This is a genomic window from Rhizobium sp. P2_G9, assembly GCF_056403475.1.
This window is the reverse complement of the sequence record NZ_JBFUFK010000053.1, coordinates 28,592-51,605: the sequence shown is the minus strand read 5'-3', so window position 1 is coordinate 51,605 and position 23,014 is coordinate 28,592. Positions and strand designations below refer to the sequence as shown.

Genomic DNA, 23,014 nt, shown 5'->3' with positions numbered 1-23,014 from the left:
GCATTCTCCAGCCGCCTCTCACACGTTGAGTGCTCGGCGCTCGACGCTGATCTGGGGCGGAGGTCGCGCCTCTTGCCAATCTCCCCCCTTGAGGGGGAGATGGCCGGCAGGCCAGAGGGGGGTGCCCCGGATCGCTGCGAGAAAAAACGGCTCCATACAGCATCAAAGGCTGAGACTATGCGCGACCACCTCAAACCTACGCTGCTGATCGGGCCGATCCTGCTCTTCCTCGCAGCTGCCTATGTCGTGCCCTTCCTCGGCGTGATCAACTGGAGTTTCACCCTCCCCCAGCCCGGCCTGCAGAACTACGCCAACGCCGTTACCGACCCGCTGGTGCTCTCTGTCTTCGTCCGCACCTTCCGCATCTGCCTCTTCGTGACAGTCTTTGCCGTCATCGCTGCCTATATGATCGCGCTCATCTGGGTGCGCGGCACGCCAACGCAGCGGCTGATCGCGGAACTCTGCATTCTCATCCCCTTCTGGATCTCGGTGCTGACCCGCGCCTTCGGCTGGGTGGCGCTCTTATCAAATCGCGGCCTGATCAACACTTGGCTGACCCAGCTCGGCGTCATCTCCGAACCGCTGACCCTGGTGCGCAATGAATTCGGCGTCATCCTCGGCATGGTGCATTATCTGATCCCCTTCGCCGTCTTCCCGATCGCGTCGTCCATGCGCAGCCTCGACGAGCGCGTCCTGCTCGCCGCCCGCGGCATGGGCTCGACACGCACCCGCACCTTCTGGCAGGTCTTTCTGCCGATGACCGGACCCGGCATATTGGGCGCCGCGATCATGGTCTTCGTCGTTTCGCTCGGCTTCTTCATCACCCCCGCCATCCTCGGCGGCGGCCGCTCGGTGATGGCAGCGGAGCTGATCTACCTGCGCATCTTCCAGAGCCCGGATTGGGGCCTGGGCGCAGCCATCAGCGTGCTGATGATGCTCATTGTCGGTGGACTGCTGGCGCTCCTGATGCGCTATGCCCGCCCCGCCAGCATGTTGAAGTGAGGTGCGATCATGTCGACCATGTATAGACCCAGCACCCTTGCCGTCGTCCTCGCCGCGATCGTGGCACTCTTCATGCTGCTGCCGCTGTTCGCCGTGATCCCGGTATCCTTCACGCCGACGCGCTTCCTCTCCATGCCCAACGGCAACTGGTCGTGGAAGCATTACGAAACGCTGATCACCAACCCCGCCTGGCTGCAGGCTGCCTGGCTCTCCATCCGGATCGGCATCATGAGCGCCGTCATTTCAACAGCTCTGGCGCTCGCCTTCGCCCTCGGCGTCTGGATGTTCCGGCCATGGTTTGCCGGCTTGCTGTTCGGCTTTGTGCTGATGCCGATGGTGGCGCCGCCGGTGGTTTCGGCGATCACCATCTATTTCTTCATGACCTCGCTTTCCAAGGTCAATGACTGGGTCGGCTATGACACACCGCTCGGCGTCGCCATCGCCCATTCTGTGATGAGCGCACCTTTCGCCGTCGTCCTGATCACCGTGGCTTTGTCGCAGGTCGACCGCCGCATCGATCTCGCCGCCCGCGGCTTCGGCGCCAGCATTTCCCAACGCATCTTCCGCGTCATCCTGCCGAACATCCGCTTCGGCCTGCTGACCGCCTTCTTCCTCGCCTTCGTTCTCTCCTGGGAGGAAATCGGCGTCACGCTGTTCATCACCTCGGTCAATGCCGTCACGCTGCCGCGCATGATGTGGATGGGCCTGCGCGACAATATCGATCCAGCCATCGCCTCGATCTCGGTCATCCTGATCATCATCGTCATCGCCGTCATCCTCACCAAGACCGCCGTCACGGCGCTGGCCTCGAAGAAGTGAAAAATCGCTGGCGCTTGCGGCCCAGGCTTATTATACAATTGAAGAATTAGAAAATCCGGGACGGGAGAGGGCTGTGATCAGCACGGGCATGTATCTGACGAAACTTCTGGAAGCCTATGGCGTCGACACCGTGTTCGGCATTCCGGGTGTGCATACGGTGGAACTCTATCGCGGCCTTGCCGGCTCGTCGATCCGCCACATCACGCCGCGCCACGAACAGGGCGCCGGCTTCATGGCCGACGGCTATGCCCGCGTCTCCGGCAGACCGGGCGTCTGCTTCATCATCACCGGCCCGGGCATGACCAATATCGCCACCGCCATGGCGCAGGCCTATGGCGATTCGATCCCGATGCTGGTGATCTCGACCGTCAACAGCCATGGCCGCATGGGCTCCGGCGAAGGCTGGCTGCACGAACTGCCGAACCAGCAGGCATTGCTCAACACCATCACCGCCTTCAGCTACACAGTCAACCGGCCGGAGGAACTGGCCCCGGCTCTCGCCCGCGCCTTTGCCGTCTTCGACAGCGCCCGCCCCCGTCCCGTGCATATCGAATTGCCGATCAACGTCATGCTCGCCGAAGCCGATCACCTGCCGGTGCCGGAAAAGATGGTGCGGCTGCAGCGGCCGGATGCTGCGAGCGCCCAGATCACAGAAGCTGCCAAACTGCTGAATGCGGCAAACGCGCCGGTGATCCTCGTTGGCGGCGGCGCCAGGCATGCCGCGGCCGAAATCCGCGCCTTGGCCGAAAAGCTCGATGCGCCGGTCGCGATGACCACCAATGGCCGCGGCATCCTGCCGGCAGGTCATCCGCTCGGCGTCTCGATCTCCGCCAGCTTCTCCGCAACCCGACAGCTGATCGAAGCCGCCGACGTCGTGCTGGCGATCGGCACCGAATTCGGACCGACCGATTATGACATGTACGAGGACGGCTTCTTCACCATCCCCGGCAAACTGATCCGCGTCGATATCGACCCGACCCAGGTGATGCGCACCATCGCGCCCGAGATCGGCATTGTCGGCGATTCCGCCACCGCTGCCACCCAACTCGCCGAAGCCGTCACAACGGCAAAGCACGACGGCGCCGCCCGCGCTGCAGCCGCCCGCAAGGATCCGCGCGGCGACCTGACCGCTCCGATGCGCGGCGACCTCTACCTGCTCGAAACCATCCGCGACCGCCTGCCTGGCGTGATCTTCGTCGGCGACTCTACCCAGCTCGTCTATGCCGGCAATCTTGGCTACACGGCTGCGGCACCCGGCACCTATTTCAACTCCGCCACCGGCTATGGCACATTGGGTTACGGTCTTCCTGCCGCGATCGGCGCCAAGGCAGCGGCACCCGACCGGCCCGTCATCGTGCTTGCCGGCGATGGCGGCGTGCAATTCTCCATCGCCGAACTGGCCTCTGCCAAGGAGGCAAAACTGCCGGTGGTCCTGCTGCTGCTCAACAATTTCGGCTATGGCGAGATCAAGTCCTACATGATCTCGAAAAACATCCCGCCGCTCGGTGTCGATCTCTACACGCCGGATTTCATCACGCTTGGCGAGGCCTATGGCTGGGAGACGGCGACGGCCCGTAGCGTCGATGATCTGCTCGGCATGGTCGAGGCTGCCAGCCGCGGCACGGAGCCGACGATGATTGTGTTCGGCGAAGAGGTGCGCAGGGAAGCAGAAGCAAAGGCTAAGGGATGAGTATGCGGCTACCCCCCTCTGCCCTGCCGGGCATCTCCCCCTCAAGGGGGGAGATTGGGTGGGCACCGTCCCGCACCTCTCCCGCCTCGCATGCCCTGTGCCTCGCATTTATTTTGGGCGGTGAGCGCGCCTCTAGCCAATCTCCCCCCTTGAGGGGGAGATGTCCGGCAGGACAGAGGGGGGTAACCTCAAATTCGACGTCCGTTTTGAAGAGGAACAGCAACCATGACCACCTTCAACCAGCCGCTCGGCGGCAACGACATGCCCCGCTTCGCTGGCCCTGGCACGATGATGCGTCTGCCATCACAGCCGACCGCCGAGGGTCTCGACGCTTGCTTCGTCGGCATCCCGCTCGATGTCGGCACATCGAATCGCCCCGGCACCCGTCTCGGACCGCGCCAGATCCGTCAGGAATCCTGCATGATCCGGCCCTACAATATGGCCACCGGCGCCGCCCCCTTCGACAGCATCCAGGTCTCCGATATCGGCGATGTCGCCATTGACACGTTCGACCTGAAGAAATCGGTCGACATCATCACCGCGGCCTATAACGACATCCTCAAACACGACGTCATCCCGCTGTCGCTCGGCGGCGATCACACCATGACCTATCCGATCCTGCGCGCCATTGCCAAAAAGCACGGCCCGGTGGCGTTGATCCATGTCGACGCGCACGCCGACATCAATGACGAAATGTTCGGCGAAAAGATCGCCCACGGCACGCCCTTCCGCCGCGCCTATGACGACGGCCTGCTGGTCAACGACAAGGTGTTCCAGATCGGCCTGCGCGGCTCCGGCTATTCGCCGGAGGATTTCAACTGGGGCCGCAGCAAGGGCTGGACGGTGATCCAGGCCGAGGACTGCTGGTACAAGTCGCTAAAGCCGCTGATGGACGATATCCGCGCCAAGATCGGCGACACAAAGGTCTATCTCACCTATGACATCGACAGCCTCGACCCGGCCTTCGCCCCCGGCACCGGCACAGTCGAAGTCGGTGGGCTCACCACCTGGCAGGCATTGGAAATCATCCGTGGCTGCGCCGGCCTCAATCTCGTCGGCGGCGACCTGGTCGAAGTTTCCCCGCCCTTCGATCCCTCGGGCAATACGGCGCTCATTGGTGCCAACCTGCTCTACGAAATGCTCTGCGTCCTGCCGGGCGTGAGACGCTGACGCTATCGTACCATCATTCCGGGCAACGTGTTCGCACGTTGCCAACTGACTGCAAATCTATTTATATTCGCAGCCACAGGAGGTGACCCGATGCGTTTTTCTCCCGCCCTCACAATTGTTCTAGTTGTCGTGACCATGCTGCTTTCTGCGTGTCAGACTCCCCCTCCGCAAAAATACAGCCGCCCCGATAATGCAATGAAACTTCACCCCGGCGGCTATCATGGCGGCAAAGGCGGCCACCATCACTGAGATGCGCCGCGAGGCAGCTACGAAGATTATTGAGCAATCACGCCGTTGAGGTCGAAATGCTTCGGGAAGAAGGCCGTGGCGAGCTGGAACATGCTCGCCAGCGCCTCCTTCACCGGATAGGGCTGCGGCGAAGTCATCAGGTCGAACCACAGGCCTTCCAGCGACACGCGCACCACCCGTCCAACCGCCGCCGCGTCGTGCGGATAGCCGCCTTCGGCGATGATCTCGGCGCAGACCCGATCGACCGTCTGGGCATATTCGAGATCGTAGGTCGCGCCATGTTCGACATAAAGCGGCCTGCTCAACGCCTCGCCCCAGAGCGCCGACCAGGCGCCCAGCCGCCCGGTATTGCAGATGTGCTCGACGAAATCGGCTCTGACCAGCGCATCGAGCTTCGCCGCCGGCCGATCCGGAGCGGCGGCGAGCGCCTGCGTCCAGTTGTCGCGATACTCCTTGGCAAGGAAGATCAGCGTCTCGATCAGCAGCTTTTCCTTCGTCTGGAAATGAAAGATGACGAGGCCATGCGACAACCCTGCAGTTGCAGCCACTTCTGTCAACGTCGTGCGTGCAAAACCGTTACGGGCCAGCGTTGCGATGGTCGCTTCGATAAATTGCTGCCGCCGAGCCTCTCGGCTTGCCTTGCGCGGAAGGGTTTCCTCGGTTTTTTCTGTGTCTGCCATCGACTTATGGTTGTTGAAAAATTCTTATCATAAGTCGCATGATCGCCCCGCAAACGGAAGAAATTATTTTTCGTCGGCTTCGAATTTTATTGATTGACAGTTCAGTCAAAATGCAAAAAACTAAATTTCAGAACCTGTCGGACGCTGCTAATCTCGCTTAGGAGAAGCCTGCGAACCAGATGGGCAGGGAACGAGAACGATGCCGCAGCCGGGCTATGCCGACCTTCTGACGCGCTTTCGTCGCCGCATTGCCGGCCGGCGGATGGTGCGGATGATGTCGTGTCGCCGGGGCATGCGGTAACGAGCGGGAGCCGATCCGATGAACCAGATGCACATGCCGCATCCCGCCTCGCCGCTTCTGGATCATTGTCCCGAGACCCTGCCCGCCAAGGCCTATTTCGATCCCGACTGGTTTGTCCGCGAACAACTGATGATCTGGTCGAAGCATTGGGTCTATGTCGGCCGCGATAACGGCCTGTCGGAAATGACCATGCGCCGGATCAGCGTCGCCGGCCAGAACCTGATCCTGATCAAGGACCGCGACGGCAATCTCTCCTGCTTCCACAATACCTGCCGCCATCGCGGCTCGGAACTCTGCTCGGTCGAGGAAAAACAGCTCGCCTCCAAACTGATCGCCTGCCCCTATCACCAGTGGAGCTACGCACTCGACGGCCGCCTCATCCGCACGCCGTTCATTTCGATGACACCGGATTTCCGCAAGGAAGATTTTGGCCTGTTCTCCGCACATGTGAAAGTCTGGAACGGCTTCATATATGTCTGTCTCGCCGACGAGCCACCGGACTTTGCCGCCGTGCCGGATATGGGCGAGCATGCGCTCGACAACTGGCCGATGACAGATCTCGTGACCGGTCACACCATGCTCCGCGAACTCGCCTGCAACTGGAAAGTCTTCTGGGAAAATTACAATGAATGCCTGCACTGCCCGGGCATCCATCCCGAACTCTCCGACATGGTACCGATCTATTCAAAGGGCTACATGGCACCCAACGAGGCGCCCGATTGGACGCCCGAGACGGATGACCACGGCCACGCGCTCAAGCAAGGCGCCCGCACATGGTCGATGGATGGTGGGACTTGCGGCCCGGAATTCCTCGGCCTGACCGAGGCCGAACGCGACATGGGCCAGCTCTTCGTCACCATGCTGCCGACCATGTTCATCGTCGCCCATGTCGACTATGTCCGCGCCGTCTCGTTGCGGCCGCTCGGACCCGAGACCACAGAACTCAGGGCCGAATGGCTATTCCTGCCGGAAACGCTCGGCGATCCCGAATTCAATCTTTCCAACGTGGTCGATTTCGCCACGCTCGTCATGGAGCAGGACGGCGCCGCTTGCGAGATGAACCAGCGGGGTCTCAGAAGCGCAAAATTCGATCACGGCCGGCTCATGCCGCAGGAATTCGACGTCTATCGCTTCCAGCAATGGATCAGGGGGGAAATGGCGTAAGCAGGTTCCGGAAAAGTGTCCCACGGTTTTCCGACAGGAACCTGCGTCAAAACAAAAGACTAAGCCGAGCATGGCGCCGGACGCCATCTTGCATCTCCGGTTAGAATTGACTTCTATCAATCATGACAAAACCATAACAGGGAACAGACATCATGACGGCAATCACCAGGCGCACAGCCCTTACCCTCATCGGCGGCACGGTGCTCGCGGCACCCTTCGTCAAGCGCGCCCGCGCCGAAGGCACGCTCAACGTCTACAACTGGGCGGATTATATCGGCGAGACGACGCTGGACGACTTCCAGAAGGCCACGGGCATTGCCGTGACCTACGACAATTATGCCTCAGCCGAGGAAATGCAGGCCAAGATGTTGGCCGGCTCGACCGGCTATGACGTCGTCCTCCAGTCAGGCCTCGGCATTCCCAACATGCTCAAGGCCAAGGTCTACCACAAGCTCGACAAGTCCAAGCTGCCCAACTGGGCCAATCTCGATCCGGCAATCCTAAAGATTGCTTCGGGCTGGGACCCCGCCAACGACTACGGCGCGCCCTATATGTGGGGCTCGGTCGGCATGACCTTCAATGTCGATATGGTCAAGCAGCGCCTGCCGAATGTCGACCTGCAGTCGCTCGACGTCCTGTTCAAGCCGGAAAATGCGTCGAAGCTCGCCGATTGCGGTATCTCGGTGCTCGACAGCCCCACCGACATTCTGTTCATGACGCTGAAATATATCGGCAAGGACCCGAACACCGCAACCGAAGCCGACTACAAGGCTGCCGCCGAGGCGTTCAAACCGATCCGCAAATATATCAAGACCTTCGACAATTCGAACTATCTCAACGCTATTCCCAACAAGGAACTCTGCGTCATCAACGACTGGTCCGGTGACTATGCCACAGCCCAAAAGCGCGCCGCGGACGCTGGGGTCAAGATCAACCTCGCCTATTATGTGCCGAAGACCGGGGCGCCTGCCTGGGTCGATCTCTGGGCCGTCCCGTCGGATTCCGCCAATCTCGACAATGCCCACAAGTTCATCAACTACCTGATGGACCCTGAGGTGATCGCCAAGTGCACCAACCTCACCAACTATGCCAATGCCAATCTCAAGGCTCTGCCCTTCATCGACAAGAAGATCGCGTCCAACCCGGCCGTCTATCCAGACAAGGAAGTGATGGGCCGTCTCTACACGCCGACGGCGCCGACCGAAGAACAGGAACGCGCCTATACCCGCGTCTGGACCGACGTGAAATCCGGCTGAGCGATCGCCCGGCACTCCGATTTCCGCCAACCAGAGAGATATGATGAACCAAGCCCAACAGCAGGCCGTCAAGACCACGCAGCCTGACTTTGTCAGGATCGAGAATGTAACCAAAACCTTCGCCGGCCTGCCTGCGGTGAAGAATGTCTCCATCGATATCGGCAAGGGCGAACTCTTCGCCCTGCTCGGCGGCTCCGGCTGCGGCAAGACCACGCTGCTCCGCATGCTTGCCGGCTTCGAGACCCCGACCGCCGGCAAGATCTATATCGACGGCAAGGACATGACCAATGTGCCGCCCTACGAGCGGCCGATCAACATGATGTTCCAGTCCTACGCCCTGTTCCCGCACATGACTGTGGAGAAGAACGTCGCTTATGGCCTGAAACACGACAACTTGACCGACGCCCAACGCAAGGACCGGGTCAAGGAAATGCTGAGCCTGGTGCAGCTCTCCGACCTCGGCCACCGCAAGCCCCACCAGCTTTCCGGCGGCCAACGCCAGCGCGTGGCACTCGCCCGCTCGCTCGCCAAGCATCCGAAACTGCTGCTGCTCGACGAGCCGCTCGGCGCGCTCGACAAGAAATTGCGCGAGCATACCCAGTTCGAGATCGCCAATATCCAGTACAAGACCGGCATCACCTTCGTCGTTGTCACCCATGACCAGGAAGAGGCGATGACGCTCGCCACCCGCATTGCCGTCATGGATCGCGGTATCGTGCGCCAGATCGGCACCGCTACCGAGGTTTACGAATACCCCAGTTCCAGCTTCGTTGCCGGCTTCATCGGCTCGATCAATATGTATGAGGGCCAGGTGAGGACGGCCAATGGCGTGGCGAGTGTCGAGGTGCCCCTGCTCGGCGCCACCGTCACCGCACCGCTTCCCGAAGGCATGAGCGCCGGCCAGACGGTCAAGGTCGCGGTGCGGCCGGAAAAGATCCACATCACCCGCGAGCCGCCGCCCGCCGGCATGAACGCCATCCCGGGAACGGTCGAGGACCTCGGCTATTTCGGCAAGGATTCGCTTTACCGCATCAAGCTCGACACCGGCACCGTGGTCGCCGTCAACAACGTCAACTCCCGCCGCGCCGCCGAAAGCGAACGCGTCGCGCAATGGGAAGACAAAGTGTGGCTGTCGTTCGAGCCGTCTTCCGTGATTCTGTTGCAGGAGTGAGGAGGATGGAAATATCTGCATTCCGGGTTCACCCCCCTCTGCCCTGCCGGGCATCTCCCCCTCAAGGGGGGAGATTGGATGGGGCACAGCTTAGCCTCCCTCTTCCGTCACAGCGCGCAGCACTCGACACTGACTTTGGGCAGAGTGCACGCCACTTGCCAATCTCCCCCCTTGAGGGGGAGATGGCCGGCAGGCCAGAGGGGGGTAGCCGCACACGCCGACAGCCGATCGAAGCAGGTGCCCACCCATGACCCGCCTCTCCCAATGGTTCAACGGCCGCGGCTGGCGCCAGGTCATCATCGGCACACCCTATATCTGGCTGACGCTGTTCTGCTTCCTGCCCTTCGTCATCGTTGTCGGCATCAGCCTCGCCAAGACCGCGCCGGCCTCGCCGCCACTGATGTACAAGCCCGGCTGGCCTTATATCTTCTGGGAAGGCTACGAGCGCCTGTTCACCGACACGCTCTATATCCGCGCCTACCTGATCTCGGTGTTCAACGCCGCCGTCGCCACCTTCTTCTGCCTGCTGATCGGCTATCCGATGGCGCTGGGCCTCACCCGCGTCAGCCGCACCTGGCGCAATTTCCTGCTGATCCTGGTGATCCTGCCGTTCTGGACCTCGTTCCTTCTGCGCGTCTATGCCTGGATGGGCCTGATGGGGTCCAACAGCTGGTTCAATCACGGCCTGACCACCATCTGGAATTTCATCGTGCCGGCCGACTGGGCGCTGACCAGCATTCCGATGATGAACACCAATTTCGCCGTCGTGCTGGTCATGGTCTATTCCTACCTGCCCTTCATGATCCTGCCGCTCTACGCCAATCTCGAAAAGCTCGACATGACGCTCAACGAGGCGGCGATGGACCTCGGCTCGAAACGCTACCAGGTGTTCATCGACATCACCCTGCCGCTCTCGGTGCCCGGCATCATCGCCGGCGGCCTGCTCGTCTTCATCCCCGCCTCCGGCGAACTCGTCATCCCAAGTCTGGTCGGCAATGCCTACGACCCGATGATCGGCCGCGTCATCTCCGACGAATTCTCCTCGGCGCGCGACTGGCCGATGGCCGCTGCCGTCGCCGTGGCGCTGCTGATCCTGCTGGTGATCCCGATGATGCTCTACACGCATTTCGAGGCCAAGGCGCAGGCGAAGGACAACAACTGATCATGAAACAGCGCCACACCTTCCTGATGAGCTGCCTGGCCTTCGGCTTCGCCTTCTTCTACATCCCGATCTTCTCGATGATCTTCTTTTCGTTCAACAAGTCGCGGCTCGCCACCGTCTGGGGCGGCTTCTCGACCGAATGGTATGGAAAGCTGTTCGCCAATCAGCAGATCATGAATGCCGCGATCCTGTCGCTGGAAATCGCGCTGACCAGCGCGACAGTAGCGACGATCCTCGGCACCATGGCCGGCATCACGCTTGCCCGCTTCGGACGCTTTCGCGGCAAGACCCTGTTCTCCGGCTTCGTCACCGCGCCGCTGATCATGCCGGAAGTCATCACCGGCATTTCCATGCTGATGCTGTTCATCCTCATGGGCCAATGGATCGGCTGGCCGGGCAAGCGCGGTTTCACCACCGTCACCGTCGCCCACATCACCTTCTCGATGACCTATGTGGCGACCATCATCCAGTCGCGTCTGACAAGCGTCGATATTTCGATTGAGGAAGCGGCGATGGATCTGGGTTCGCGGCCCTGGCAGGTGCTGAAGGACGTGACGCTACCGATCATTTTCCCGGCGATCATGTCCGGCTGGCTGCTTGCCTTCACCATCTCGCTCGACGATGTCGTCATCACCTCGTTCACCACCGGTCCCGGCTCGACGACACTGCCGATCCTGATCTGGAGCAAGGTGCGCCTCGGTGTCACGCCTGATATCAATGCGCTGGCAACCATCATCATCATCTTCGTCGGCATTTGCGTGGCCATTGCCGGCGTGATCATGGCGCGCGCCGACCGGCGACGGGAACGGGATATCCATCTGGCAACGGCGGCGAACGAGTGACGACATGCACGATGATGCCGCCATCCGCCACATGGTTCCCCTATAGCCCTGCTCTGAACCGGAAACCATCATGCCCGCAGCAGACCTGATCGTCCTCAACGGCAATATCGTCACCATGGATCCACTGGCGCCGCGCGTCGAAGCGCTGGCGGTCCGCGATGGTCGTGTGATGGCGTTGGGGACGGATGCGGAGATCAAGCGCCTTGCCACCTCCAGCACCGAGATCATCGACGCCGGCGGCCGCATGGTTCTGCCCGGTTTCCAGGATACGCACATCCACCTGCAGGATAGCGGCCAGGCCTTCGCCCACAACGCCAATCTCGAAGCCCCGCGCACTGTCGACGAGATGGTCGCGGCGTTGAAAGCATTCGGCGATACGCATGCCGGCGACTGGGTCAATGGCGTCGGCTGGTATACCGGCATCTTCACCGACACCAACCTGACCCGCGAGGTGCTCGACCGCGCCGTGCCGGATCGCCCGTCCTTCATTCTCGCCTCCGACGGCCACAATGCCTGCCTCAACTCGAAAGCCTGCGAGTTGCTTGGCCTCGTCAAGGGCATCGAGGACCCGTTCAACGGCCATTTCGTCCGCGACGACAAGGGCGTCCCGACCGGCATGCTGCACGAAGATGCGCTCGACTGGGCACGCGAGCGCATGCCTGAGCTTTCCGACGAAGACTATGCCGATGGCATCCGGTTCGCCCAGGCGCTCGCCAATCGCCACGGCATTACCGGAGTGCTCGACGCCTCGGTCGGCGAACGCCATGCCCGCGTCTATGCCGGCATGGAAGCGCGTGGTGAATTGACCGTGCGTGTCCGCGCCACCGCCAAGGTCGAACCCTTCGAGGCGACCAATGCGGCACTCGCCCGGGTATCAGCCCTGCGTGCAAAACATCGTTCCGAGATGTTTCACATCCATTCGGCAAAGTTCTTCCTCGACGGCGTTCTGGAAAACCGCACCGGCGCCATGATCTCCGACTATTCCGACGCCATCGGCGGCAATGCGCCGCTGATGTTCTCGCATCCGCAGATCTTGGAGCTTTTCACCGCCTTCGACGCCGCCCGTTTCCAGATCCATGTTCATGTGATCGGCGACATGGCGGTTCGCGCTGCCCTCGACGGCCTCGAAGCCGCCCGCAATGCCAATGGCCCCTGGCCGAGCCTGCATCAACTCGCCCATGTCCAGTGCATCGACCCCGATGACATCAAGCGTTTCCACAAACTCGGCGCCATGGCCAACATCCAGGCGCTCTGGGCGCGGCACGAGCCCTCTGTCACCGATGTCGCTTTGCCGATGGTCGGCACGGCACGCGGCAAATGGATGTATGCCTTCCGCTCGCTCATCGATGCCGGCGCCGGCTACGCGCTGTCGTCGGATTGGGGTGTGTCGACGCTCAATCCCTTCGAGATCATGGAAACGGCGATCACCCGCCAGCCACCGGCCCGGCCCAGCACGCATCCGATCTTCCTGCCGGAACAGCGCATGACGCGCGAGGAAGCGTTGAAGGGCTACACCACCTTCGCTGCTGCAGCCGCCTGGCGCATCGCCGATACCGGCTCCCTCTCGGTCGGCAAATATGCCGACCTGATCGTGCTCGACCGCGATATCCTGACCTGCGACGCCTACAACATCGGCGCCACGCAGGTATTGCTCACCCTGCTTGCGGGACGTGAGGTACATCGCGATCCTGGCTTCTGACGCCCCGGAGGTTAAAGCGCACCCCTGTTCGCCAAACGAGCGACGGCCTGCGGCCGGTTGATTGCGCCGAGCTTCCTGCGGGCATTGTCGACATGGAAGCGCACGGTCGTGTCGCTGATCCCGAGCAAGTCGGCGATATCGCTGTCCCGCTTGCCATCCGCCACATAGGCGAGGCAGTCGCGTTCCCGGGGAGAAAGCTCCGGCAAATCGTCCTCCAACCCGCCGGCAAACTCCATCAGCCGCTCGGTGAGCAGCAACCCCGCCATCTGCGCCACCCGCGCGGTTTGCGCATCAATGTCGCGGTCGCCAAATCCGAGATGCAGCGACGTGATCACACCCTTGGAGCCGTAGGAGGTGGCGCAAAGCGCGTCGGCGATACCGGCCTCGCCCATCGCATCCCAATAGTCCCTGAAAACACGATCATCATGCGGGGCAAAGTCCGAGAAGCGATAACGCGTCCGATTCTCGCGAATGGCGCTAAGCAACGGATTGCAGTCGAAACAGATATAGTTGAACGCAGCACTACCGGGCCATGTCGCAGGCGAGATGCGCTTGATAAAACCGCCGGCGGCCCAATGGGCCTGCGACGTCAGCCGCGCCATCGGCCGGCGGTAGAGCCGGGTCTGCAAATAGGTCGCGCCGACGCGCCGCGCCGCCTCGAAAAACCGGGCGCTCGCTTCCTCGGCCGTATCCGCCTCAAGCGCCCCGCCGGCGAGGCGCATTATCTGTTTTATCATCACCGTGAGCGCCCCCTGTTGCATGCGCCGGGATTGTCGCGCCGCCCCTGCCTCTTTTTTACACCAAGGGAAAAATGCTTTCAATGTAAGGAGATCGACGTATGCGAAACACGCCGGAAACACGATGAATGTTGGCCAAACCTAGCGGTTTCGAGAGTTTACACATTTGAACATGCAAAGCTAACATGTGCCAACGCTCGGGAGGCGCCACGGCAGCCGCTTCCTGTTGCCAATCTCGCTGCCTCCTCCGCGAAGTGCAACTTTATGACGAATTTGCTTGTACCCGCGCTCAGCCATTGCCGCCTCCTCGTCGTCGAGAACAACCGGGAGACGCGCGCCTGGATCGCCGAGAGCCTGAAGAGCGCTCTCGCCGGCGCGAATGTCACCGCGGTGGGGACCTTTGCCGAAGCGCAGCGGCTGCTTTTCGGCCGCAACGACGTCAGGCGCGATTTCGATGTCGCCCTCACCGATATTGCGCTGCCCGACGGCAACGGCATCGACCTGGTCCGGCGGATGTCCATATACCTGCCCGGCACCATGCCGATCATGCTCACCAGCGCCGATGACGACGCCAATCTCTTCGACGCGCTGTCCGCCGGCGCAATGGGCTATATCCTGAAGAGCCCCAAGACGGCACATCTGATCGAGCAGCTCAAGCGCATCGACCGCAACGAGCCGCCGATCTCGCCGCGGATCGCCCACCGCATCCTCGCCTATTTCCGGGCATCGAATCCAACTGCCCGGCCCGATATCGGCCCAGCATCCGCCGGAAACCTCACCAATCGCGAACTCGAGGTGTTGAGATTGCTCGGCAAGGGACTGACTGCCGCTGAAATCGCCGGCATCCTCGGCTTCTCGCAGAACACCTGCGCCACCCACATCAAGGCGATCTATCGCAAGCTCAACGTGTCGAGCCGTGCCGAAGCCGCCATCGAAGCCGACCGTCGTGGCCTGGTATAGCCCTTTACGTCAAATGCCGCTTGCTTTCCCCGTTTGCATTGCACAAACTCGCAGCAATAACAGGGGAACGGGCAAACCGCATGACCATCAAAGCCAGCATCTACCATCTGACCCATTATAAATACGACAATCCGGTCATACTGAGCCCGCAGATCATCCGCCTCAAGCCGGCAGCACACTCCAAGACCAAGGTTCTCAGCCACTCGCTCAAGGTCACGCCCGACACTCACTTCGTCAATCTGCAGCAGGACCCCTACGGCAATTATCTCGCCCGCTTCGTCTTCCCCGAGCCGGTGACGGAATTCAAGATCGAGGTCGATCTGATTGCCGACATGACGGTCTACAATCCCTTCGATTTCTTCGTCGAGGAATCGGCGGAAATCTGGCCGTTCAACTATCCGGAAGAGCTGAAGGAAGACCTATCGATCTATCGGACGCCGGAGCCGGCGGGCCCGGAACTGCAAGCTCTTCTCGATGCCTTCGATCGCACGCCGCGTAAGACCGTCGATCTCGTCGTCGATCTCAACGCAAAGCTTCAGCAACGGGTCGGCTATGTCATCCGCTTGGAGCCCGGCGTGCAGACGCCGGAAGAGACGCTTCTCTCCGCGCTCGGCTCCTGCCGCGATTCCGGCTGGCTGCTGGTGCAGATCCTCCGTCATCTGGGCTTCGCCGCCCGCTTCGTCTCAGGCTACCTGATCCAGCTTGCCCCGGACCTCAAGGCGCTCGACGGCCCGTCCGGCACCGAGGTCGACTTCACCGACCTGCATGCCTGGTGCGAGGTCTATCTTCCCGGCGCCGGCTGGGTCGGTCTCGACCCAACCTCGGGCCTCCTGACCGGCGAGAGCCACATCCCGCTTGCTGCCACGCCGCATTACAAGAATGCCGCGCCGATCTCCGGCGGCTTCTCGGGCAAGGCACAAACCGAATTCGCCTTCGACATGAAGGTTACGCGTGTCTCCGAACATCCACGCATCACCAAACCGTTCCCGCAGGACAGCTGGGAACAGCTCGATGCACTGGGCGAAGAGGTCGACGCCTATCTCAAGGCCGAGGACGTGCGCCTGACCATGGGCGGCGAACCGACCTTCGTCTCGATCGACGATTTCCAGTCCGACGAATGGAACACTGCCGCCGTCGGCCCGCAAAAGCGCGGTCTGGCCGATACGCTGATTCGCCGGCTCCGCGACCGCTTCGCGCCCGGTGGCTTCCTGCATTACGGCCAGGGCAAATGGTATCCAGGCGAAAGCCTGCCGCGCTGGACCTTCTCGCTCTACTGGCGGCGCGACGGCCTGCCGGTCTGGCGCGATCAGACACTGATCGCGGTCGAGAAGGCAGACTACAAGGTGACACAGGAAGATGCCGGGCGATTACTGGCGGCAATCGCAGTCGAGCTCGACATCCCAGCGGAAAACGTAGCCCCTGCCTTCGAAGATCCGGCCGAATGGATCATCAAGGAAGCCAGCCTGCCGGAAAATGTCGATCCCGCCAATTCCAAGCTGAAGGATCTTGAAGAACGGACGCGCATTGCCAAGGTCTTTTCGCGAGGATTGAACGATCCGACCGGTTATGTTCTGCCGGTGCAGGCCTGGAATGCGCGTGCCAGCGGCCGGATCTGGGTCAGCGAAAAGTGGAACACCCGTCGTGGTCGCATTTACCTGGTTCCCGGCGATTCTCCCGTCGGCTTCCGCCTGCCGCTCAATTCCCTGCCCTATATACCACCCGCCTGGTATCCCTATATCAACCCGACCGACCCTACGGTCGAGCGGCCTCCGCTGCCGGATTTCAGCGCCGACAAGGGGCGCATACTCGATGCCCATTCCTTTCGGGCATCGATCGACCGGCAGGTCCAGACGCCGCAATCCTATGAAGAGATCGGCGGACGCGTCAGGACAGCGATCTCCATCGAGCCGCGCGACGGCCGGCTTTGCATCTTCATGCCGCCGACCGTGTCGCTGGAAGATTATCTCGATCTCATCGCCTCGGCCGAACGTGCCGCAGCGGCGCTCGGCCTGCCGGTGCATATCGAAGGCTATGCGCCGCCGCATGACGAGCGGCTGAACGTCATCCGCGTCGCTCCCGATCCCGGCGTCATCGAGGTCAACATCCACCCGGCCACGAGCTGGAAGGAATGCGTCGACATCACCACCGCGATCTATGAGGAGGCCCGCCAATCGCGCCTCGGCGCGGAAAAATTCATGATCGACGGCCGCCATACTGGCACCGGCGGCGGCAACCATGTCGTGGTCGGCGGCATCAATCCCAACGACAGCCCGTTCCTGCGCCGGCCGGATCTGCTGAAGAGCATCGTGCTCTACTGGCAGCGGCATCCGTCGCTGTCCTATCTGTTCTCCGGCCTGTTCATCGGCCCGACCAGCCAGGCGCCGCGCATCGACGAAGCCCGCCACGACGGTCTCTATGAACTCGAAATCGCCATGTCGCAGGTGCCGGCGCCCGGCAAGGGCATGGCGCCCCTGCCCTGGCTCGTCGACCGCCTGTTCCGCAACTTGCTTGTCGATTCCACCGGCAACACCCACCGTTCGGAAATCTGCATCGACAAACTGTTCTCGCCCGATGGCCCGACCGGCCGGCTTGGCCTGGTCGAATTTCGCGGCTTCGAAATGCCGCCGGATGCGCGCATGAGCCTTGCCCAGCAGCTTCTTGTCAGGGCGCTGATCGCCCGCTTCTGGAAAGCGCCCGTTGACGGCAGGTTCACCCGCTGGGGCACGACCCTGCATGATCGATTCATGCTGCCGCACTATGTCTGGCAGGATTTTCTCGACGTGCTCGACGACCTCAGGAGCCACGGTTTCGAACTGCGGCCGGAATGGTTCGAAGCGCAGCTCGAATTCCGCTTCCCCTTCTACGGCGAGGTCGATTTCGACGGCACGAAGCTCGAGCTTCGCCAGGCACTTGAACCTTGGCATGTGACGGGCGAAACCGGCGCCATCGGCGGCACGGCGCGTTTCGTCGATTCCTCGATCGAGCGGCTGCAGGTCAAGCTCGATACCGGCAATCCCGAACGCTACACCGTGACCTGCAATGGCCGACCCGTACCGCTGCAGAAGACAAAAGCCGGCGGCCCGGCTGTGGCGGGCGTCCGCTTCAAGGCCTGGCACCCGGCCTCCGGCTTCCATCCGACGCTGCCGGTCAACACGCCGCTCACCTTCGACATTTACGACACATGGACAGGAAAGGCTGTTGGTGGCTGCATCTATCATGTTGCTCATCCGGGCGGACGCAATTATGAAACATTTCCAGTCAACGGCAATGAAGCGCAGGCGCGGCGGCTCTCGCGCTTCGAACCTTGGGGCTATACAGCCGGGCGCTACCCGCTCCGGCCCGAGGCTCCTAATGCGGAATTCCCGCTGACGCTCGATCTTAGGCGGCCGCCAGGGGTGTGAATTGACGGGGGTAAGCGGCAAGCGCGACACCGTTTCGGGGGGGAAACCAGGGCTCGATTACAAGCCACTGGCAGGCGCGGCCGACGAGATGCTCGGCCCGGATGGACAAGTGCGTCCCGTCTGGCGGCATTTCGTCGAGCGCTTCTCCGCCATGGATGCCGAAGATCGCGAAAATCGCATGGACAAGGCTGACCGCTATCTGCGCGATGCCGGGGTCTTCTATCGCGCCTATGGCGGCGGCGCCTCCAATGCCGAGCGTTCCTGGCCGCTGAGCCACGTGCCGGTGCTGATCGACGGCGCGGAATGGCAAAAACTCTCCGAGGGCCTCGTTCAGCGCGCCGAACTGCTGGAACGCCTGGTCGCCGACATCTATTCCGACAATCGGCTGGTGCAGGAAGGCTTCCTCCCTGCCTCCCTTCTCGCCTCAAATCCTGAATATCTCCGGCCCGTCGTCGGCCTGAAACCGGCTGATAGCGGCCATTTCCTGCATTTCATTGCCTTTGAAATCGGCCGCGGGCCGGATGGCGACTGGTGGGTGCTGTCCGACCGGACGCAGGCGCCGTCGGGCGCCGGCTTTGCGCTAGAAAACCGGGTCGCCACCACGCRCGCCTATTCCGATGTCTATGCTGAAATCCATGTCCACCGGCTTGCCGCCTTCTTCGGCGCCTTCCGTGACGCCCTGCAGGCCCGCAAGACGCATTCAGACGACCGCATCGCCATCCTGTCGCCGGGTCCGGCCAACGAAACCTATTTCGAGCATGCCTATATCGCCCGCTATCTCGGCTTCATGCTGCTCGAAGGCGAGGACCTGACTGTCGTCAACAACCAGGTCATGGTCCGCACCGTCGCCGGTCTCAAGCCGGTCAGCGTGCTCTGGCGTCGCCTCGACGCGGAATATGCCGATCCGCTCGAACTCAACCAGCGTTCGCAGATCGGCACGCCCGGCCTTGTCCAGGCGCTCAGGGCCGAGAGCGTCACGGTCGTCAATGCGATCGGCACCGGCATTCTCGAAACCCGCGCCCTGCTCGCCTTCATGCCTGCCATCTGTCGCCGGCTTATGAACGAGGACCTGAAATTGCCCTCGATCGCCACCTGGTGGTGTGGCCAGAAGGCCGAGCGCGAACATGTCGCCAAGAATCTCGACCGGATGATCATCGGACCGGCCTTTTCCAGCCTTGCCTTCTTCGACGAACAGGAATCGCAACTCGGCACGGTGCTGGCCGAGAAGGACAAGGATTTCCTCAAGCGCCTGAACCAGGAGGGCAGCCGGCTGGTCGGCCAGGAGATCGTAAAACTCTCGACCACGCCGGCCTTTGTCGACGGTAAACTGTCGCCGCGGCCGATGAGCCTGCGCGTCTTCGCCGCCCGCAGCCGCGACGGCTGGCAGATCATGCCCGGCGGCTTCGCTCGCATCGGCGCCAGCGAGGATGTCTCCGCGATCGCCATGCAGAAGGGCGGCGCAGTCGCCGATGTCTGGATCGTTTCCGACAAGCCGGTGAAATGGTCGACACTCCTGCCGCCGGAGGAGAGCTTCACCCGCAATATGCCGGGCAGCCTGCCGAGCCGCGCCGCCGATAACCTCTTCTGGCTTGGCCGCTATATCGAGCGGGCCGAAGGAGCGCTTCGCATCCTGCGCGCCTGGCACGGCCGCTTCGCCGAATATGCCGACCGCAAGCAGCCGCTGCTCGCCAAGTTCTCGGCCTATCTCGCCCAGCTCGACATCGACACCAAGGAAGTCGTGCCGGAAAGCCTGATGCGCAACATTTCGAGCGCGCTTTATTCCGCTTCCAACATCCGCGACCGGTTCTCCGCCGATGGCTGGCTGGCGCTCAACGACCTAGCCAAGACCACGCGCGAATTCCGCGAGAAGGTGCAGCCCGGCGACGACGCCACCGGCGCCATGACCGTGCTGCTGCGCAAATTGGCCGGCTTCGCCGGTCTGGTACATGAAAACATGTATCGATTCACCGGCTGGCGTTTCCTGTCGATCGGCCGCCACCTGGAGCGCGGCCTGCATATGTCGCGGCTGCTCGGCCACTTTTCCGGCTCCGATGCGCCCGACGGCGCGCTCGACATGCTGATCGAGATCGGCGACAGCGTCATGACCCATCGCCGCCGATACAACGTGGCAACGGCGCGGCTGACCGTGACCGACCTGCTGGCGCTCGATTCGCTCAATCCGCGCTCGGTCCTCTACCAGCTCAACGAGATCAAGGCAGAAGTCGAGCAATTGCCCAACGCGATCGTCCAAGGCCAGATGTCGCCCTTCTACCGCGAGGCGTTGCGCCTCTACTCGACGCTGGCGCTGATGACACCCGAAAGCATGACTGTCGACCTTTATGACCGGCTCGAAGCCGACATGGAAAACTTTTCCGACCTTCTCGCCCGCACCTATATCGGTTAGAGCCTACAGACATGCTCTACGACGTTTCGATGAAAATCAGCTACAGTTACGAGGTTGCCGCATCCGGGGCACGGCAGATCGTGCGCGTGCTGCCGCTGACGTTGGACAGGGGCCAGCGCCTGATCGCCGGCACGGTGGCCTTCGGACCAGGCCCTGACGAGCGCACCGATTTCGCCGATTTTTTCAACAATCCCGCCACGGCTATCACTTTCCGCAACCCGCTCGACGAATTCGAGATCCGCATGCAGGCGCGTGTGCAGGTTGAAAATGCCTCGCCCCAGGCGGATTCTTCTCCACGCGTCGGCAAGATCGGCGATGAGGTGACCGACTGCTGGTCACTAGGTCCCGAAGCGCCGCATCATTTCCTCGGCGACAGCCCCAGGCTTCCGGCATCGCGCGATATCGGCGACTGGGTGCGCACGATGTTCAAGCCTGATATGTCGGTCCGCGAAGCCGCGACCGTCATCTGCCAGCGCATCAACAAGCAATTCACCTATGTGCCCGGCGCCACCAAAGTCGACACACCGGCGGGCGAGGCCTTCAAACTGAAGAAAGGCGTCTGCCAGGATTTTGCCCATATCATGATCCTCGGCCTGCGCTCGGTGGGCATTCCCGCCGGCTATGTCAGTGGTTATCTGCGCACCATCCCGCCGCCCGGCAAGGAGCGGCTCGAAGGTGCCGACGCCATGCATGCCTGGGTGCGCGTCTGGTGCGGCCAGGCGAGCAGCTGGATGGAATGGGACCCGACCAATAATATCATGGCCGGCAGCGACCATATCCGGGTCGGCTACGGCCGCGACTATTCCGACGTCGCCCCGGTCATCGGGATATTGAAAAGTTACGGCAGTCACACGACGGACCAAGCCGTCGACGTCGTCCCGGTCAAGGCCTGAACTTTTTTTACACGGCAAGCGGAACCTTTTCGCGTCTCGCGCGTATTAGGAGCAGCCGGAGACATGGTTTCCGGCAATTCTTTCGTGCGGCCACGCGAAAGTCTGAAAAAAGTGTAACTTTCACCGAGAAATTTTAACACTAAACTTTCGTTAAATCGAAGTCTTTTCAGAAACTTAATTCGAACACATCGCTGTTAACTTCTTCTCAAAATATTAGAAGTCAACCCTTCCTCCGAGTGGCCGCCATGACATCATCCCCGTCATTTCTACGCCGTTTCCTCCGTAACAAGGCTGGCAACCTATCGCTCATGGCGGCACTGATCCTGCCGGTCGGGCTGGCCGCCGGAGGACTGGCGCTGGATATGTCGAAGATGATCGCCACCAAGGCGGCGCTGCAGAACGCCGCCGATGCCGCGGCCCTGGCCGCCGCGTCGGCGCTCGCCAACAAAGGCATTACCGACGACCAGGCGAAGACGCTTGCCGCGGACTTCATCACCGGCCAGATGTCCAACCATATGGACAACCCGGACAAGGAAAAGACCAATCCGTTCAACTTTTCAAGCTGCACGCATGTGACCGTCAACGACCAGACGACGGTCGGCACCGCCAAGAAATACGATGTCACGGTCCAGACCTGCTATGACGTGCAATATTCGACGCTGTCGGCCTTTCTCGGCCAGACCGGCGGCCGGCTGACGGTGACCAGTTCGACGGAATCGACGACGGCGAGCAAGAATGCGCTGTCGATGTACCTTGTGCTCGACCGCTCCGGCTCGATGGCGGAATATACCAATACCGTCTCCGGCAGCTATACCTGCCGCTATGGCCGCAAGACCTATACCTGCTACACTTACTACGACAAGATCACCGCGCTCCGGATGGCGGCGACCAACCTGATGAACCAGCTTGCCACCGCCGATCCGGCGACAACCCTCGTCCGCACCGCCGCGGCCTCTTACAATACCGCCATGCAGACACCCAGCACGCTCGCCTGGGGCGAGACGGCCACGAAAACCTATATCAGCAAGCTGACTGCCGACGGCGGCACCGATTCCGGCCTCGCCTTCAAGACGGCGTACCAGTCGCTCGTGGCCGCATCGGAGAACACCGCACACCTCAACAAGAACGGCCAGGTGCCGTCGAAATACATCGTCTTCATGACCGACGGCGACAACAACTATGACTCGGCCGACACCGAGACGAAGAAGTGGTGCGATCTTGCCCGCACCAATGGCATAGAAGTCTATACGATCGCCTTCATGGCGCCGACACGAGGCAAAGCGCTGCTGAGCTACTGCGCCACGACCAGCTCGCATTATTTCGCCGCCGAAAACGCCGACGATATCAACGCCGCCTTCGAATATATCGGCGAGCGCGCCACCGAGACGGCAACACGCCTGACCCAATAACACTC

General features: G+C 61.7%; 18 protein-coding genes. 16 read left to right on the top strand and 2 right to left on the bottom strand.

Annotated features, from left to right (window positions below):
- Positions 1-177 precede the first annotated feature (177 nt).
- From AC1DYF_RS33370 to AC1DYF_RS33350, 5 genes are all read left to right on the top strand, one after another.
- On the top strand, positions 178-1,002 hold the full coding sequence (locus AC1DYF_RS33370; RefSeq protein ID WP_477882282.1) for an ABC transporter permease: 825 nt from the start codon (positions 178-180) through the stop codon (positions 1,000-1,002).
- Positions 1,003-1,011: 9 nt separating this feature from the next.
- On the top strand, positions 1,012-1,821 hold the full coding sequence (locus AC1DYF_RS33365; protein ID WP_477882280.1) for an ABC transporter permease: 810 nt from the start codon (positions 1,012-1,014) through the stop codon (positions 1,819-1,821).
- Positions 1,822-1,894: 73 nt separating this feature from the next.
- Positions 1,895-3,511, top strand: a complete 1,617-nt coding sequence (locus AC1DYF_RS33360; RefSeq protein WP_477882278.1) for a 5-guanidino-2-oxopentanoate decarboxylase — start codon at positions 1,895-1,897, stop codon at positions 3,509-3,511.
- A gap of 225 nt (positions 3,512-3,736) precedes the next feature.
- Positions 3,737-4,681, top strand: a complete 945-nt coding sequence (speB, locus tag AC1DYF_RS33355; RefSeq protein WP_477882276.1) for an agmatinase — start codon at positions 3,737-3,739, stop codon at positions 4,679-4,681.
- Between the two features lie 90 nt (positions 4,682-4,771).
- On the top strand, positions 4,772-4,930 hold the full coding sequence (locus AC1DYF_RS33350) for a hypothetical protein (RefSeq protein ID WP_477882274.1): 159 nt from the start codon (positions 4,772-4,774) through the stop codon (positions 4,928-4,930).
- 26 nt (positions 4,931-4,956) lie between these two features.
- Here the strand turns inward: AC1DYF_RS33350 and AC1DYF_RS33345 are convergent, their stop codons facing one another.
- Positions 4,957-5,610 carry a TetR family transcriptional regulator C-terminal domain-containing protein gene (locus tag AC1DYF_RS33345; protein ID WP_477882272.1) on the bottom strand — a complete coding sequence of 218 codons (654 nt, stop codon included), beginning with the start codon at positions 5,608-5,610 and terminating at the stop codon, positions 4,957-4,959.
- Positions 5,611-5,929: 319 nt separating this feature from the next.
- On the opposite strand from AC1DYF_RS33345, the gene AC1DYF_RS33340 reads away from it, so the two are divergent.
- From AC1DYF_RS33340 to AC1DYF_RS33315, 6 genes are all read left to right on the top strand, one after another.
- Complete coding sequence (locus AC1DYF_RS33340) at positions 5,930-7,075, top strand: aromatic ring-hydroxylating oxygenase subunit alpha (RefSeq protein WP_477882271.1); 1,146 nt, start codon at positions 5,930-5,932, stop codon at positions 7,073-7,075.
- Between the two features lie 152 nt (positions 7,076-7,227).
- Positions 7,228-8,331 carry a polyamine ABC transporter substrate-binding protein gene (locus AC1DYF_RS33335; protein ID WP_477882269.1) on the top strand — a complete coding sequence of 368 codons (1,104 nt, stop codon included), beginning with the start codon at positions 7,228-7,230 and terminating at the stop codon, positions 8,329-8,331.
- Between the two features lie 43 nt (positions 8,332-8,374).
- On the top strand, positions 8,375-9,502 hold the full coding sequence (locus tag AC1DYF_RS33330) for an ABC transporter ATP-binding protein (RefSeq protein WP_477882267.1): 1,128 nt from the start codon (positions 8,375-8,377) through the stop codon (positions 9,500-9,502).
- Positions 9,503-9,749: 247 nt separating this feature from the next.
- Positions 9,750-10,664, top strand: coding sequence for an ABC transporter permease (locus AC1DYF_RS33325; protein ID WP_477882265.1), 915 nt, complete (start codon positions 9,750-9,752; stop codon positions 10,662-10,664).
- A gap of 2 nt (positions 10,665-10,666) precedes the next feature.
- Positions 10,667-11,506, top strand: a complete 840-nt coding sequence (locus AC1DYF_RS33320) for an ABC transporter permease subunit (RefSeq protein WP_477882263.1) — start codon at positions 10,667-10,669, stop codon at positions 11,504-11,506.
- Between the two features lie 70 nt (positions 11,507-11,576).
- Positions 11,577-13,205, top strand: coding sequence for an amidohydrolase (locus AC1DYF_RS33315; protein WP_477882261.1), 1,629 nt, complete (start codon positions 11,577-11,579; stop codon positions 13,203-13,205).
- 11 nt (positions 13,206-13,216) lie between these two features.
- Here AC1DYF_RS33315 and AC1DYF_RS33310 read toward each other — a convergent pair whose 3' ends face one another.
- Entirely contained in the window at positions 13,217-13,942 is a 726-nt protein-coding gene (locus tag AC1DYF_RS33310) for a helix-turn-helix transcriptional regulator (protein WP_477882259.1), read from the bottom strand.
- Between the two features lie 264 nt (positions 13,943-14,206).
- Between AC1DYF_RS33310 and AC1DYF_RS33305 the strand changes: the two genes are divergently transcribed.
- The 5 genes from AC1DYF_RS33305 to AC1DYF_RS33285 all read left to right on the top strand — a co-directional run bounded on the left by AC1DYF_RS33305 (position 14,207) and on the right by AC1DYF_RS33285 (position 23,009).
- Positions 14,207-14,902, top strand: coding sequence for a LuxR C-terminal-related transcriptional regulator (locus tag AC1DYF_RS33305; RefSeq protein WP_477882257.1), 696 nt, complete (start codon positions 14,207-14,209; stop codon positions 14,900-14,902).
- 80 nt (positions 14,903-14,982) lie between these two features.
- Positions 14,983-18,303 (top strand): transglutaminase family protein, encoded by a 3,321-nt coding sequence (locus AC1DYF_RS33300; RefSeq protein ID WP_477882256.1) that lies wholly within the window; start codon positions 14,983-14,985, stop codon positions 18,301-18,303.
- 1 nt (position 18,304) lies between these two features.
- Positions 18,305-20,707, top strand: a complete 2,403-nt coding sequence (locus AC1DYF_RS33295; RefSeq protein WP_477882254.1) for a circularly permuted type 2 ATP-grasp protein — start codon at positions 18,305-18,307, stop codon at positions 20,705-20,707.
- 11 nt (positions 20,708-20,718) lie between these two features.
- A complete protein-coding gene (locus AC1DYF_RS33290) occupies positions 20,719-21,600 on the top strand; it encodes a transglutaminase family protein (protein ID WP_477882252.1) in 882 nt (293 codons plus the stop codon).
- A gap of 245 nt (positions 21,601-21,845) precedes the next feature.
- Entirely contained in the window at positions 21,846-23,009 is a 1,164-nt protein-coding gene (locus AC1DYF_RS33285) for a vWA domain-containing protein (protein ID WP_477882250.1), read from the top strand.
- The last annotated feature ends 5 nt before the right edge of the window (positions 23,010-23,014 follow it).